Genomic DNA, 15,409 nt, shown 5'->3' with positions numbered 1-15,409 from the left:
CGAGGATAAGCCGCGGTTCGCCGAAGATGCTACTGCGCAGTACGGGTCACGGGGTAGTCACGCAGTGTCGCCTACTCGGGGCGGTCCGTGTTCCGTCGGCGCAGGTAGCGCTCGAACTCGGCGGCGATCGCGTCCCCACTGGCCTCGGGCAGGTCGGTCGTGTCGCGCTGCTCCTCCAGCGACGCCACGTACTCCGCGACCTCCGGGTCCTCCTCGCTCAGCTCGTCCGCGCCGCGTTGCCAGGCGCGAGCCAACTCGGGCAGGTCACCCTCGGGCATCGGAAGATCCAGCAACGCCTCGACCTTGCTCAGCAACGCCAGCGACGCCTTCGGGCACGGCGTACCGGCGATGTAGTGGGGGATCGCGGACCAGATCGACACGGCCGGTACGCCGAGGGCGCCGCACAGGTCGGCGAAGACCCCGGTGATGCCGGTCGGGCCCTCGTAGCTGGACGGCTCGAGGCTCCACGACGCGGTCAGCTCCGGGTCGGACGACGACGCGGTGACCGGGATCGGCCGGGTGTGCGGCGAGTCGGCCAGCAGCGCGCCGAGCACCACGACCAGCTGCGCGTTCGACTCGTCGACGATCTCCAGCAGTTCGCGGCAGAACCCGCGCCAGCGCATGTTCGGCTCGACGCCGCGGATCAGCAGCACGTCGCGGCCGGTGTCGTCGGGCCGGGCCAGGAACACCCGGGTGGTCGGCCAGGTGAGCCGCCGGACGCCTTCGTCGTCGAACTCGACCTCGGGCCGCTTCACCTGGAAGTCGTAGTAGTCCTCCGGGTCGATCGCGGTGACGAGCTCGGCGTCCCACTCCTCGATCAGGTGATCGACCGCTCCGGTGGCCGCCTCGGCCGCGTCGTTCCAGCCTTCGAACGCGGCGATCACGACCGGATCCCTCAGGTTCGCGAGATCTGCCACTCGCCATCCCCCGTCCTAGTCGTCTGTAGAGCCTTACCGGACTCCCCAGCCTACGTGCATCGGGTGCCGCGCGGCGGTGGTTTCACAGCCAGCGGAAAGGTGTCGGTGGCGTATCCGTAGGATCTCCCGCATGACCCTCCAAGCGGTGCTCTGGGACATGGACGGCACGCTGGTGGATTCCGAGCCCGTCTGGGCGCGGGTCCAGATCGAGCTGCTCACCTCACTCGGCGCCACCTGGACCGAAGAGGACTGCATGACGCTGGTCGGCAGCGACCTGGCCGACGCGGTCAAGGTGTGGATGGCGCAGCTGCGGCCGGGTGTGATCGAGGCCGAGGAACTGGCCGGGCGGATGTACGGCGAAGTGGTCCGCGCGCTGAAGGAGGGCGTCGTACTGCGTCCTGGCGCGCTGGAACTCCTGACCGGGCTGAAGGCAGCGGGGATTCCGTGCGGCCTGGTCTCGGCGTCGTACCGGGTGATGGTCGACGCGGCGCTGTCCCATCTGCCGCCCGACCTGTTCGACGTGATCGTGGCCGGCGACGAGGTCGGCAACGGCAAACCCCACCCCGAGCCGTACCTGACCGCGGCGGCCGAGCTGGGCGTCGACGTGACGCAGTGCGTGGTGATCGAGGACTCGCTGACCGGCGCGCAGGCCGGTACCGCGGCGGGGGCGTTCGTGGTCGCCGTACCGCAGTGGGTGACGATCCCGGTGGCGCCACGGCGGCTGGTCGTGCAGTCACTCGAACAGCTCACGCCGGATGCGCTGCGCGACCTGCTCCACTGAGGGGTTACCTTCTTTGAGTGCCTGTGGGGGTGTTCTGGGGGAAGGTTGAGATGGTGAGTGTGATGATGCGGCGAGCCGCGTGGCTGGCGGCAGCCGGTCTGCTGGCGGGCTCGATCGCCGGCTGTGGCAAGCCCGGCGCGGGCGGGCCGAGCCAGGGCGAGCCGGCCCCGAAGCAGCTGGTCATCAAGGTGGCGACCGCCGACTCCGTCACCTCACTCGACCCGGCCGGACCGTACGAGATCGGGTCCCGCACGCTGCAGGCGAACCTCTTCCAGACGCTGCTGACGATCATGCCCGGTAAACCCACCCCGGTGCCGGACGCCGCCGACTGCCAGTACGACGCACCGACGACGTACACCTGCAGCCTGAAGGACGAGCTGACCTTCCCGAACGGTGACGAGCTGACCTCGTCGGACGTGAAGTTCAGCTTCGACCGGATGCTCCGGCTGAAGACGCCCGGTGGCGCGGCCGGGCTGTTCTCCTCGGTGGCCTCGGTGAGTACGCCGGACAGGCTGACCGCGGTCTTCACCTTGAAGAAGCCCGACGCCCGGTTGCCGTACCTGCTGACCACGACGGCCGCGTCGATCGTCGACGAGCAGGTCTATCCGGCCACCAAGCTGCTGAGCGACAACGCGATGGGCAGCGGGCCTTACCAGCTGAAGAACTATCAGCCCGGTACGTCGGCGGTGCTGGGCAAGTTCAAGAAGTACCGCGGATCGCGGGCGGCGCAGAACGACGCGGTCGAGATCAGTTTCCTGAAGGACGCGCCGTCGCTGACGCAGGCGATGACGACCGGCAAAGCCGACCTCGGGTTCCACGGCTTCGGGCCGGGGACACTCGACAAGCTGCGCGCCGGCGACCGGGTCCAGGTGATCGAGGGGGGATCGGCGGAGATCCGCTTCTTCGCCTTCAACCTGCGCTCGCCGATCGCCCGCAAGCCCGCCGTACGACGGGCTGTCGCGCAACTGATCGACCGGCCGGCCATCGCCAAGAAGGCGTACGGCGATCACGTGTCACCGCTGTACTCGGTGGTGCCACCCGGATTCGCCGGGCAGGTGGACGCGTTCCGGACGCAGTACAGGGAACCGAACAAGACGGCGGCCGCGGCGATTCTGCGCGAGGCCGGCATCGTCACGCCGGTGACGCTCACCCTCGGCTGGACGTCCTTCCAGTACGGCGCGGGCGCGAAGGCCGAGGTACTGGAACTGAAGCGGCAGCTCGAGGCGTCGGGGCTGTTCAAGGTGGTGCTGAGGAGTGCCGAGTGGCCGAGGTACCAGCAGCTCGCTCGGGCCGGGGCCTACGACTTCTACCAGGCCGGCCTGATCCCCGACTACCTCGACAGCGGTGACTACCTGCAGCCGTTCGTCCGCGAGAACGGGATGTTCCAGAACGGCTACCGGAGTACGGCGGCCAACAAGCTGCTGGATCAGGAAATCGCGGAGCAGAATCAGCTCGAGCGCGAAGAGTCACTGACCGAGCTGCAGAACCTGCTGGCCCAGGACAGCCCCGTGATCCCCAGCTGGCAGGGCCGGCTGACCGTTGTCGCGGGTAAGAGCGTCGAGAACGTCGACAAGGCGCTCAATCCGCTGTCGTTCCTGTATTTCTCGTCGTTGCGCAAGTAGCCCCGCGGGAGTCCCGGTGGCCCGTCAGTGTCAGTGACAGCGCGTCGCCAGCGACCCTCGGTAAGTGCATGCTGTACTGCGAGTTGTCCCACGATACGGGACGATTGCCTACGCATCACGATCGGGCAACGCACCACTTTGGGCGTTTGACTCCGGCGAGTAATGGCGGCAGGTTAAGGCGGCAGCCACTCGGTATCCGGACCCCGGATCCATTGACACAGGCAGGGGAACACGACGCGTGACGACACCACTCGAGGTCGAGCCCGGCGCGATGGCAGCAGATCCTGAGGCTGTCCTCAAGGGTGCGGGCAAGATCGAGGGACGCTCGCTCGGCCAGATCGCCTGGACCAGGCTCAAGCGGGACAAGGTCGCGCTGGCCGGCGCCGGTGTGGTGATCGTGCTGATGGTGGTGGCGATCTTCGCGCCGCTGATCTGCAAGGCCATCGGGGTGTCCCCGAACCTGTACAACCAGGACCTGATCGACACCAAGAACGGCACGCTGGCCCCGCTCGGCAAGTTCGGCGGCATGTCCTGGGACCACCCGATGGGGATCGAGCCGGAGAAGGGCCGCGACATCTTCGCCAGGGTCGTCTACGGCGCCCGGGTGTCGCTGCTGATCGCGTTCCTGGCCACCTTGCTGTCGGTCACCATCGGCACCGCGATGGGCATCATCGCCGGCTTCTTCGGCGGCTGGGTGGACGCGCTGATCAGCCGGCTGATGGACGTCTTCCTGGCCTTCCCGCTGCTGGTCTTCGCACTCGCCCTGGGCGGTGTGATCCCGGACGAGGCCTTCGGGCTGAAGGGGAACGCGCTGCGGATCGCGTTGCTGATCTTCCTGGTCGGCTTCTTCAACTGGCCGTACATCGGCCGGATCGTCCGCGGCCAGACCCTGTCGCTGCGGGAACGCGAGTTCGTCGACGCGGCCCGCAGCCTCGGCGCGCGCCGGCCGTACATCCTGTTCACCGAACTGCTGCCGAACCTGATCGGCCCGATCCTCGTCTACGCGACCCTGATCATCCCGACCAACATCCTGTTCGAGGCGGCGCTGTCGTTCCTCGGTGTCGGCGTCTACCCGCCGATGGCCACCTGGGGCGGCATGCTGTCCGACGCCGTCGCGTACTACACGATGCCGCACTTCATGTTCTGGCCGGGCATGGCGATCTTCATCACCGTCTTGTCCTTCAACCTGTTCGGCGACGGGCTGCGTGACGCGCTCGATCCCCGGGCGCGATGACCCGCACGCACAACTGACCAAGTAGCTCCCCGTCAGCTTCGCCGAAGCTGACAGAAGATGGAAGAAGGGGTGGATCGGGAACGATGAACACCAGACGACTGCGAACGGCGATCGCCGCTGCAGCGGCACTTGCCCTCGGCCTCTCGGCCTGTAGCGGCGGCGGCGACGACACCACGGGCGGAGGTTCCTCGACGACCAAGGCGGAGTTCAACGCCGGTGTGGACAAGGTGTTCAACCCTTCTGACAAGAAGGGCGGCATCATCAAGATCGCCGACGAGAGCGTGCCGGACTCCACCGACCCGGCGGACACCTACTACGGCAGCCAGTGGAACATGGTCCGCACCTACGTGCGGACGCTGACGATGTTCGAGATCGGCCCCGGCAAGACCAGCGACAACGTGGTCCCCGACCTGGCCGAGAGCCTGGGCAAGACCGAGGACCAGGGCAAGACCTGGACCTACAAGCTGCGCAAGGGTGTCAAGTTCGAAGACGGCACCGAGATCAAGGCCAAGGACGTCAAGTACGGGATCGAGCGGTCGTTCGACAAGGAGATCTACCCCGACGGCCCGACGTACTTCAACGACATGCTCAACTGGCCGGCCGCCTACAAGGGTCCGTACAAGACCAAGGGCATGAACATCGACTCGGCGATCACCACGCCGGACGACTACACCATCGTCTTCCACCTGAAGAAGGCGTTCTCCGGCTTCGACTACGTGCTGACCACGCCGCAGGGCGCTCCGGCGCCGGCCGCGAAGGACACCGGCGCGAAGTACAAGGAGCACGTGATCTCCTCGGGTCCGTACATGTTCTCCGACTACCAGGAGGGCAAGAGCTACAAGCTCGTTCGCAACCCGCACTGGGACGCGGCGACCGACCCGAACCGTAAGGCGCTGCCGGACGGTTACGAGGTCCTGATGAACGTCAACGCCGAGGACATCGACAACCGGATCACCTCCGGCGACCTCGACATCGCGATCACCGGTACCGGTGTCACCACCGCCACCCAGAGCCGCGTGCTGAGCAACCCGGACCTGAAGTCGCGGGCCGACAACCCGACCCTGGCGCGCACCTGGTACACCTCGATCAACCCGACGGTGAAGCCGTTCGACAACATCGAGTGCCGCAAGGCGGTCATGTACGGGATGGACAAGACGGCGTACCAGACCGCCTACGGCGGCGCGTTCGCCGGTGGTGAGCTGGCCAGCAGCATGCTGCCGCCGATCATCCCGGGCTACGTGGCCAACGACGCGTTCCCGACGCCGGACAACAAGGGCGACATCGCCAAGGCCAAGGAAGCACTGACCAAGTGCGGCTTCCCGGACGGCTTCTCGACCCAGATCTCCTACCGGATCGAGCGTCCGAAGGAGAAGGCGGCCGCCGAGGCGTTCCAGCAGCAGCTGGCCAAGATCGGCATCAAGCTGACCCCGAAGGGCTTCCCGCGCAAGGACTACTTCTCGACCTACGCCGGCAACCCGCCGTACGTGGTCAAGAACAACCTCGGCCTGGTCGTCAACGGCTGGGGCGCGGACTGGAACGACGGCTTCGGCTTCCTGTCGCAGATCACCGACTCGCGCGTCATCCGCGACACCGGTGGTTCGTCGAACACCAGCGTCCGGATCCCCGAGGTCGACAAGTGGCTCGACGAGGCGCAGAACGAGCTCGACAAGGGCAAGCGCGAGGCCAAGTGGGGCGAGATCGACAAGCGGGTGATGGAAGAGGCCGTGGTCTACCCGGGTGTGTGGGCCAAGAGCCTGCTGCTGCGCAGCAAGAACCTGACGAACGTGTTCGTCAACGCGCAGTACGGCATGTACGACTACGTGAATCTCGGCCACTCGTAAGTCAGCATTCAAACCTGTTAGGTAGGTGAAGGCAGAAGGTGGCCGGCCCGGTGGAATCCGCCGGGCCGGCCACCGGTGCCACCGGTCGTGGTCACATACATCATCAGGCGCCTGATCGCCGCAGTCGGACTGCTGTTCGTCATCAGCATCATCACCTTCTCCATCTTCTTCCTGGTCCCACGCCTCGCGGGCGCCGGACCGGACACGATGGCTGCCCGGTACGTCGGACGTTCCGCGACGGCCGAAACCGTGCACGCGACGGCGGTGCGGCTCGGGTTCACCGACCCGATCGCCGTGCAGTACTGGAACTGGGCGAAGGGCGTCGTGGTCGGTACGGACTACGACATGGGCGCGTCGATCGAGCACTGCCCGGCACCCTGCCTCGGGTACTCCTTCATCAACCGGTCACCGGTCTGGCCCGACCTGCTGGACCGAATACCGGTCACGTTCTCGCTGGCCATCGGTGCCGCCGTGCTGTGGCTGCTCAGCGGCATCGGTACCGGCGTCCTGTCGGCCCTGAAACGAGGGTCGATCTTCGACAGGGCGGCGATGTCGGTCGCCCTGGCGGGCGTCTCGATGCCGATCTTCTGGACCGGCCTGATGGCGCTGGCGATCTTCGCCTACCAGTTGCAGATCTTCAAGGGTGGCGGGTCGTACGTCCCGTTCACCCAGAATCCGGCCCAGTGGTTCCGGGGCCTGCTGCTGCCCTGGATCACGCTGGCCTTCCTGTTCTCCGCGCAGTACGCCCGGCACACCCGCGCGGGCATGCTGGAGACGATGAACGAGGACTACATCCGCACCGCCCGGGCCAAGGGCCTGATCGAGCGTGATGTCGTGGTCAAGCACGGGCTGCGCGCGGCCCTGACCCCGATCCTGACCATCTTCGGGCTGGACTTCGGCCTGCTGATCGGTGGCGCCGTGCTGACCGAGAAGGTGTTCAGCATCAACGGCCTGGGCATGTACGCGGTCACCGCGATCAGCGACCAGGACATGCCGAAGGTGATGGGAGTGGTCCTGGTCTCCACCGTCTTCATCGTGTTCGCGAACCTGATCGTGGACCTCATGTACGCCGTCATCGACCCGAGGGTGCGAGTGAATTGAGTACCGACCCCTTCCTGCAGGTGCGGGATCTCAAGGTGCATTTCCCGACCGACGACGGTCTGGTCAAGTCGGTCGACGGGTTGTCGTTCTCGGTCGAGCGCGGCAAGACGCTCGGCATCGTGGGCGAGTCCGGTTCCGGCAAGAGCGTCACCAGCCTGTCGGTGATGGGCCTGCACAAGCGCGGTACGGCGCGGATCTCCGGCGAGATCATTCTGGACGGGATGGAGCTGGTCAACGCCACTCCGGACGAGGTCCGGTCGCTGCGCGGCAAGCGGATGGCGATGATCTTCCAGGACCCGCTGTCCGCGATGCACCCGTACTACACGGTCGGCCACCAGATCATCGAGGCCTACCGGGTGCACAACAAGGTCACCAAGGCGGTCGCCCGCAAGCACGCGATCGACATGCTGGAGCGGGTCGGCATCCCGCAGCCCGACAAGCGCGTCGACGCCTACCCGCACCAGTTCTCCGGCGGTATGCGGCAGCGCGCGATGATCGCGATGGCGCTGTCGTGCGACCCCGACCTGCTGATCGCCGACGAGCCGACCACCGCGCTCGACGTCACCGTGCAGGCGCAGATCCTGGACCTGATCCGGGACCTGCAGCGCGAGTTCAACTCGGCCGTCATCATCATCACCCACGACCTCGGCGTGGTCGCCGAGCTGGCCGACGACATCCAGGTGATGTACGCCGGCCGCGCGATCGAGTACGGCAGCGCCGAGGACATCTTCGACCGCCCGCAGCACCCCTACACCTGGGGCCTGCTCGGCTCGATGCCGCGGATCGACCGGGAGCGGACCGAGCGCCTCATTCCGATCAAGGGGTCGCCACCCAGCCTCATCAACGTGCCGTCGGGCTGTGCGTTCAACCCGCGTTGCAGCTATGCCAGCCTGAACGGCGGCGCGTCCGAGACCGATCGGCCGGAGCTGCTGGAGATCGCCGGCGGGCACAAGGTGGCCTGTCACCTGTCCCCGGCGAAGCGCCAGGAGATCTGGGACACCGAGATCAAGCCGAAGCTGTGACGGAGCGAACCCTGTGACTACTGCTGAAACCGAACCGGTCACGCCTGCCCCGGCAGATGGCGAGGACCTGCTCGCGGTGACGAATCTGACCAAGCACTTCCCGATCCGGCGCGGCCTGCTGCAGCGCCAGGTCGGCGCCGTCCAGGCCGTCGACGGCCTGGACTTCACGGTGCGCAAGGGCGAGACGTTCTCGCTGGTGGGGGAGTCGGGCTGCGGCAAGACCACCACCGGCCGGCTGCTCACCCGGCTGCTCGAGCCGACCGACGGCAAGATCATCTTCGAGGGGCGCGACATCAGCCACCTCGGCGACGGCAAGATGCGGCCGCTGCGCAAGGACGTGCAGATGATCTTCCAGGACCCGTACGGCTCGCTGAACCCGCGGCACACGGTCGGCAAGATCGTCGGCGCGCCGTTCAGGCTGCAGAAGGTGAAGACCGAGGGCGGCACCAAGAAGGCCGTCCAGGAACTGCTCGAGCTGGTCGGCCTGAGCCCGGAGCACTACAACCGCTACCCGCACGAGTTCTCCGGCGGCCAGCGCCAGCGCATCGGCATCGCCCGCACCCTGGCCCTCCGCCCGAAGCTCATCGTCGCCGACGAACCGGTCTCCGCCCTCGACGTGTCGATCCAGGCCCAGGTGGTCAACCTGCTGGAGGACCTGCAGGACGAGTTCGACCTGACCTACGTGATGATCGCCCACGACCTGTCCGTGGTCCGCCACGTGTCCGACCGGGTGGCCGTCATGTACCTCGGCAAGATCGTGGAGATCGCCGACCGCGTCGACCTGTACGAAAAGCCGATGCACCCGTACACGCTGGCCCTGCTGTCCGCAGTACCGGTCCCGGACACCAAGCGCCGGGGCAAACAAGAACGCATCCGCCTCCAGGGGGACGTCCCCAGCCCCATCGACCCACCCCCCGCCTGCCGCTTCCACACCCGCTGCTGGAAAGCCCAGGACATCTGCAAAACGGTCGAACCCCCGCTTCTCCAGTTGGCCCCCGGCCACCAAACCGCCTGCCACTTCCCCGAGAACCAGCCAGGCGGCGAAGCCCCCAGGAAGGCCACCGCCAGCTGATGATCTGAAAGAGTCCGGAACCCAACGGTCTCGGACTCTTTTTCAGTACTCCTCTGTGTTCTTGAGGTTGTTGCGGAGGATTTTGCCGGTGGCGTTGCGGGGGAGGGTGTCGACCAGGATCACTTGGCGGGGTGTTTTGTAGCGGGCGAGGTTGGTGCGGACGTGGTCGATGAGGTCGTCTTCGGTGACGGTGCTCGACGTGGTCGGTACGACGTAAGCGACGAGGCGCTGGCCGAAATCCTCGTCCGGTACGCCGACCGCGACGGCCTCCGCGACGCCTGGGTGACTCATCAGGCAGTTCTCGACCTCGACCGGGTAGACGTTCTCGCCGCCTGACACGATCATGTCGTCTTCGCGGCCGTCGACGAACAGGCGGCCGGCGGCGTCGAGGTGGCCCAGGTCGCCGGTGCTCATCCGGCCGTCGACCATCGTCTTGCTGCTGCCGTCCGAGTAGCCGCCGAAGACCAGTCCGCCACCGGCGAAGATCCGTCCCGTGACGCCGGTACCGACGGGCCGGTCATGATCGTCGAGGATCCGGACCGAGCTGCCCAGGCAGGGCCGCCCGACCGTGCCCGGCGCCTCGATCAGGTCCGGGGACGTGGCGATCGTCGCGATGCCGATCTCGCTGGACCCGTACGCATCGCACAGCACCGGACCGAACTGGGCGATGAACCGCTCGGCCAATGCCGGCCCCAACGCCGATGCGCCGGAGATCACCGCCCGCAGCGACCGCAGGTCGTACTCGGCGATCGCCTCCGGACCGAGATCGAGCATCCGCTGCAACATGACCGGTACTGCGACGATCGCGCCGGCCCGGTTGCGCTCGACCGACGCGAGCACCGCCGCAGCGTCGTACCGGCGGGCCAAAACCAGCGGGGAGCCGAGGAACAGCGCGAGCATCGAGTTGAGCAGGCCCAGCCCATGGAACAGCGGTGGGCAGATCACCATCGGCTCGCCCGCGCGCAGGCCGATCCGGTTCAGCGTGCTGGCGGTCAGCCCGGCCAGCCCCCAAGCGGTCGGCGCCCGCGGCGCGGCCTTCGGAATGCCCGTGGTGCCGGAGGTGAGGATCGTGACGTGTCCGGGTTTGTCCGGTAGTGGTGCATCGGGTGCGGTGGTCTCGGCCAGCCCGTCGAGCGTCACCGAACCATTGCCCCAGGCAACCACGGAGGGAACATCGGCCGCGGCGAACTCCTCGTCGTGGATCAGCAGATCCGGACGATGCTGCTGCAGCAGGCTCTCGAGCTGTGGCGGCGCGAACTCGGTGTTAACGAACAGCACGTCAGCACCAAGCCGGGACGCCGCCAGCGTCGCCTCGAGGAACCACCGATGGTTGCGGCACAGCACCGCGACCTTGCTTCCGGCGCCGATCCCGTACTGCGCGTGCAGCGCGGCCGCCTGACGCGAAGTTCGCTCGCCGAGCTCCCGGTAGGTGATCGTGCCGCGCTCGTCGATCACGGCCGGCCGGTCAGGGAACCGGATCGCCGCAATCGCACCCAGCGCCGCGATCGACTGACCCCACTGCCGCAACGCCCGCTCAATCGGCACCAGTTGCGTCGGCCGTGCCGACCGCCAAACGCCTGACTTGACCAGCGCGATCGACACGCCACTCAGTTCGGCGGCTACGTGGACCAACCGGTCGGGCGGCCGCATCGGCCCGATCGGCCGCACCCCCACCCGCCGCATCCTCATCAGTTGTCCTTGCGGCTGCGGTTGGTCAGGCGGAAGTACCGCTCGAACAGCCGGTCCGTGGGCACCCGGAAGAGATTGCCCAGGGCATCGACCGGCCGGACGAAGGGTGGGGTGATGTTGTGCGGCTTCTCGGCTACCGCGGTACAGACCTGGTCGGCGGCCTGCTCCGGGCTCAGCCCAGGCATTCTGTTCAGAATGGGCGTCGGTGAACTCATCCGGGTGTGGACCAGCCCCATGTAGATGGTCGACGTGGTTACGCCGTCGTCGCGCACCTCCTGCGACACACACCGCAACCACGTGTCGAACGCGCTCTTCGACGCCAGGTACGCCGACCAGCGCGCCATCGGCGGAGTCCGCACCCCGGCCGTCGACACGTTGACGATGTGACCCGAGCCGCGCTCCCGCATGGACGGCAGCAGTTCGAGCACGAGCTTGGCCGGGCCGAGGTAGTTGACCGCGTTGGTCCGCTCGATGTCGTGGAAACGCTGGTAGGAGTCCGCAACCGACCGGCGGATCGACTTGCCGGCATTGCTCACCAGCACGTCGACGTGACCGTGGTCGGCGAGCACCTTCGCGACGACCTCCTCGATCGCGACCGGGTCGGCCAGGTTCGCCGGGTAGGCGAAGGCCTTGCCGCCCTCGGCCCGGATCTCGTCGGCGACGATCTCCAGTTGCCCGGCCGTCCGCGCCAGCAACAGCACGGTCGCGCCGGCCCGCGCCAGCCGCTTGGCCGTCGCCTCGCCGATCCCGTACGACGAACCGGTCACCAGCACGACCTTGCCGCGGACCGCCGCCGCGAGCCGGTCGTCAGGAATCCTGGTCCGCCCGTTGGTCAACGCGACGAGCAGCGGCCAGCCGATCGGGCGCCTTCCGGTCTCCATGGCACGACATTACCGGCTAGTAGGCTGCGTGGGCAGACCTGCCGGAAAGTCTGGCTCGGGCTCGCGGGCGATCCGCGTCAGCCAGTCGTCGATCAGGGCGGCCAGCAGCGCGGGCTGCTCGATCTGAAGGTTGTGGCCCGCACCGTCGAGGACGACGTACGAGGCGCGGGGGTAGTGGGGGAGCAGGGGGTACTGATCCGCATACCCGGTGCTCGAGTCCTGCCGGCCGCACAGGATCAGTGACGGCCTGGTGAAGACCGGGCCGCTCTCCGGCGCGATCGTGAGCGCCCAGTTCTTGCGGATCCGCGCCATCGCCTCGGCGTCGGCCGCATCGAGACCTGGCTCGATGTCCTGCTGGTACTGCCGGAGGGTTTCCGCCGTCTGCACTACGGCGATCCCGGTGAAGTCCTCGACCTGCGCAGGGGTCAGGCCGGCGAGCACCTCCGGATCGGACTCGAGCACGACGTGCTCGGGCACGGTCCGATCGGCGTGCTCCAGCGCGACGCCGATCGGGCAGATCAGGCCGAGGCCGAGAATCTGGTCCGGACGCTCCGCGACCAGGCCGCGCGACAGGTAGCCGCCGTACGACTCGCCGATCAGGATGAACGGCTCGGTGCCGATCTCGGCGTCGACGAACTCCCGAAGCGCGGCCATGATGCCGTCAGAGCTGTCGATGTCCCCGGCCGGGCTCTGGCCCATGCCGGGCAGGTCGGGATACAGCCGCCGGTAGCCGGGCCGGTTCGCGAAGATCGGCTCCAAGCAACCGGTCATCAACCGGTGGTCCGGGGTCCAGCCGTGCAGCGCGAGCACCGGAGTGCCCTCGCCGTGAGTGACGTGATGAAGCGCCATGATGATGCCCTTTCGCGATACCGATTCAGTTAGTGTCCTGCGTCCGAGGTTCTTTGGCGCTTGCGGCGCCCAGGCACGCACCTCACGGCACTTGAGAAGCATCCACGATGCTCCGCATCGAGGACCCTCCTCAAGCACCGCGATGCACGCACCTGGACACCGCAATCACTCAAACAACCTCGGACGCAGGACACTGAGGCACAGTTCTAACAATCGCCTCGGACAGTTTGCGAATCTGGCTTAGGGTCGGACTCATGTCACGTCGATCACCACAGTCGCCGGCCCCCGATTCCGCAGTACTGCGTGCTCGGTTGGAGCGGGCCAGGGAGGCTGCCGCCGGCACCGGACTGCTGATCGCGCCGGGGTCGGACCTGCGCTACCTACTCGGTCGCGAAGGCGGTTCGTTCGAACGCCTCACCACGTTGGTCATCCCCGCCGACGGCCCGCCCGCACTGGTGGTGCCGAAACTCGAAGCACCCGGGTACGCCGACGTGCCGACCGACGAGCTCGGCATCGACGTGATCACCTGGGTCGACGGCGACAACCCGTACGCCGTGGCCGCCGAGCGGCTCGGCAAACCCGATCGCGTCGCGGTCAGCGACTTCACCCCAGCGCTGCACGTGCTCGCATTGCGGGCAGCCCTGCCCGGCGCCGAGCAGGTGCTCGCCGGACCGATCGTGCGGGAGCTGCGGATGCGCAAGGACCCGGCGGAGGTGGACGCACTACGCAAGGCGGGTGCCGCGATCGACCGCGTGCACGCCCGCGTCGGGGAGTGCCTGCGAGCCGGGCGGACCGAGGCGGAGGTCGGCGCGGACATCGCGGCGGCCATCGTCGAGGAGGGGCACGTGCTCGCCGACTTCGTGATCGTCGGCAGCGGCCCGAACGGGGCGAGTCCGCACCACTCGGTGTCCGACCGGGTGATCGAGCACGGCGATGTGGTCGTGGTCGACATCGGCGGCCCGATCGCCGAGGGCTACAACTCGGACTCGACCCGGACGTACGCGATCGGTGAACCGCGGGACGCCGACGTCGCGGCGACGTACGAGGTCCTGCGGGTGGCGCAGCAGACCGCGGTCGACGCGGTGCGGCCGGGCGTGACCGCGGAGTCGATCGATGCCGCGGCTCGCGAGGTGATCGAGGCGGCCGGGTTCGGCGAGTTCTTCATCCACCGAACCGGCCACGGGATCGGGCTCGATGTCCACGAAGAGCCGTACATCGTGAGCGGCAACGACCTCGTCCTCGAAGCGGGGATGGCGTTCAGCATCGAGCCGGGCATCTACCAGCTCGGTCGCTGGGGTGCGCGGATCGAGGACATCGTGGTCGTCACCGAGGATGGCGTCGAGTCGGTCAACCAGCGTCCACACGAGCTGGTCGTGCTCTGACGAGTCAGCTGGCGCGGAAGGTCTTGCGATAGGCGAGCGGTGAGATGCCGATCTCGCCGCGCAGGTGGTGGCGCAGCGAAGCAGCCGTGCCCAGGCCGGCTGCTTCGGCAACGCGCTCGACCGACAGGCTTGTCGTCTCCAGCAGGTGACAGGCGTGGCGGACACGCTGCTGCAGCAGCCAGCTCCCCGGCGACTGGCCCGTCTCGGCCTTGAAGCGGCGGCTGAAGGTCCGCACGCTCATCCCGGACCGCGCGGCCATGGAGCTGAGGGTGATCTCCTGCTCCAGGTGCTGCAGAGCCCAGGCCCGCGTGGGCGCAGTCCCCTCGCTTCCTTCGTCCGGTACTACGCGTTCGATGAACTGTGATTGGCCGCCGTCACGCCAAGGCGCCACGACGCAGTGCCGCGCCGCACGGTTGGCGACCTCGCTCCCGAAGTCGCGGCGGATGAGGTGGAGGCACAGGTCCACCCCGGCCGCGAGTCCGGCTGAGGTGATGATGTCTCCGTCGTCGACGAACAGCAGGTCCTCGTCGAGCAGCACCTTCGGGTAGAGCGCGCGAAACGCGTCCGCGCGCCGCCAGTGCGTCGTCGCAGGTCGGCCGTCGAGCAGGCCGGCCGCGCCGAGGACGAAGGCGCCGGTGCAGATCGAGGCGATCCTCGTGCCCGGACGGATCGTGGCGAGGGCGGCTGCCAGATCGTCGGGCAGGGTGCCCTCGTGCCGGGGCTGATGAATGTAGGTGCCCGGGATGATCACGGTGTCGGCCTCGGCGAGCGCATCGATGCCGTGGTCGGGGATCAGGGAGAAACCTGCACCGGCGTGGATCGGGGTCGAGTCGAGCCCGCAGATCTTCACGTCGTACAGGCGGGTGCCGTCCGGGGTGGTCGCCTCGCCGAGGACGGTCGGCGGGATGGTGAGGTCGAAGCCGACGACGGGCTCGAGCGCGAGGACGGCGACGCGGTGTGGCGTGATCGGAGCAGCCATGGCCATATCTTGACACACGTTGGCGATCTGGCCACTGTT

General features: G+C 67.7%; 13 protein-coding genes. 8 read left to right on the top strand and 5 right to left on the bottom strand.

The features are described 5' to 3' along the window. Positions 1–71: 71 nt before the first annotated feature. Entirely contained in the window at positions 72–917 is an 846-nt protein-coding gene (locus tag AB0F51_RS05605) for a PAC2 family protein (RefSeq protein ID WP_360274457.1), read from the bottom strand. 130 nt (positions 918–1,047) lie between these two features. Between AB0F51_RS05605 and AB0F51_RS05600 the strand changes: the two genes are divergently transcribed. The 7 genes from AB0F51_RS05600 (at position 1,048) to AB0F51_RS05570 (ending at position 9,590) form a co-directional block, all read left to right on the top strand. Then, positions 1,048–1,698: an HAD family phosphatase gene (locus tag AB0F51_RS05600; RefSeq protein WP_360274454.1), complete on the top strand. Its 651-nt coding sequence runs from the start codon at positions 1,048–1,050 to the stop codon at positions 1,696–1,698. 17 nt (positions 1,699–1,715) lie between these two features. Continuing rightward, positions 1,716–3,320, top strand: coding sequence for an ABC transporter substrate-binding protein (locus AB0F51_RS05595; protein ID WP_360274452.1), 1,605 nt, complete (start codon positions 1,716–1,718; stop codon positions 3,318–3,320). A 238-nt stretch (positions 3,321–3,558) separates the two neighbouring features. Further along, positions 3,559–4,554, top strand: a complete 996-nt coding sequence (locus tag AB0F51_RS05590; protein ID WP_360274449.1) for an ABC transporter permease — start codon at positions 3,559–3,561, stop codon at positions 4,552–4,554. Positions 4,555–4,637: 83 nt separating this feature from the next. Beyond that, a complete protein-coding gene (locus AB0F51_RS05585) occupies positions 4,638–6,395 on the top strand; it encodes an ABC transporter substrate-binding protein (protein WP_360274446.1) in 1,758 nt (585 codons plus the stop codon). A gap of 87 nt (positions 6,396–6,482) precedes the next feature. Next, positions 6,483–7,496, top strand: a complete 1,014-nt coding sequence (locus tag AB0F51_RS05580) for an ABC transporter permease (protein ID WP_360274443.1) — start codon at positions 6,483–6,485, stop codon at positions 7,494–7,496. Continuing rightward, positions 7,493–8,518 carry an ABC transporter ATP-binding protein gene (locus AB0F51_RS05575; RefSeq protein ID WP_360274440.1) on the top strand — a complete coding sequence of 342 codons (1,026 nt, stop codon included), beginning with the start codon at positions 7,493–7,495 and terminating at the stop codon, positions 8,516–8,518. The genes AB0F51_RS05580 and AB0F51_RS05575 overlap by 4 nt, the downstream gene beginning before the upstream one ends. A gap of 13 nt (positions 8,519–8,531) precedes the next feature. Continuing rightward, positions 8,532–9,590 (top strand): dipeptide ABC transporter ATP-binding protein, encoded by a 1,059-nt coding sequence (locus AB0F51_RS05570; protein WP_360274437.1) that lies wholly within the window; start codon positions 8,532–8,534, stop codon positions 9,588–9,590. Positions 9,591–9,632: 42 nt separating this feature from the next. Here the strand turns inward: AB0F51_RS05570 and AB0F51_RS05565 are convergent, their stop codons facing one another. Genes AB0F51_RS05565 through AB0F51_RS05555 form a run of 3 tightly spaced genes read right to left on the bottom strand, consistent with a single transcriptional unit; the run spans position 9,633 to position 13,009 of the window. Next, complete coding sequence (locus AB0F51_RS05565; protein ID WP_360274435.1) at positions 9,633–11,279, bottom strand: AMP-binding protein; 1,647 nt, start codon at positions 11,277–11,279, stop codon at positions 9,633–9,635. Further along, a complete protein-coding gene (locus AB0F51_RS05560) occupies positions 11,279–12,160 on the bottom strand; it encodes an SDR family NAD(P)-dependent oxidoreductase (protein WP_360274432.1) in 882 nt (293 codons plus the stop codon). The genes AB0F51_RS05565 and AB0F51_RS05560 overlap by 1 nt, the downstream gene beginning before the upstream one ends. Before the next feature lie 9 nt (positions 12,161–12,169). Beyond that, complete coding sequence (locus AB0F51_RS05555) at positions 12,170–13,009, bottom strand: alpha/beta hydrolase (RefSeq protein ID WP_360274429.1); 840 nt, start codon at positions 13,007–13,009, stop codon at positions 12,170–12,172. Positions 13,010–13,263: 254 nt separating this feature from the next. Between AB0F51_RS05555 and AB0F51_RS05550 the strand changes: the two genes are divergently transcribed. Continuing rightward, positions 13,264–14,391, top strand: a complete 1,128-nt coding sequence (locus AB0F51_RS05550) for a Xaa-Pro peptidase family protein (protein WP_360274426.1) — start codon at positions 13,264–13,266, stop codon at positions 14,389–14,391. A gap of 4 nt (positions 14,392–14,395) precedes the next feature. Here AB0F51_RS05550 and AB0F51_RS05545 read toward each other — a convergent pair whose 3' ends face one another. Further along, on the bottom strand, positions 14,396–15,370 hold the full coding sequence (locus AB0F51_RS05545; protein WP_360274423.1) for a helix-turn-helix domain-containing protein: 975 nt from the start codon (positions 15,368–15,370) through the stop codon (positions 14,396–14,398). Positions 15,371–15,409: the final 39 nt, after the last annotated feature.

This window comes from Kribbella sp. NPDC023855 (assembly GCF_040639475.1).
In the GTDB taxonomy this organism is placed as follows: Bacteria; Actinomycetota; Actinomycetes; order Propionibacteriales; family Kribbellaceae; genus Kribbella.
The sequence above is the reverse complement of the archived record's forward strand: the minus strand, read 5'-3'. Positions and strand labels throughout refer to the sequence as shown.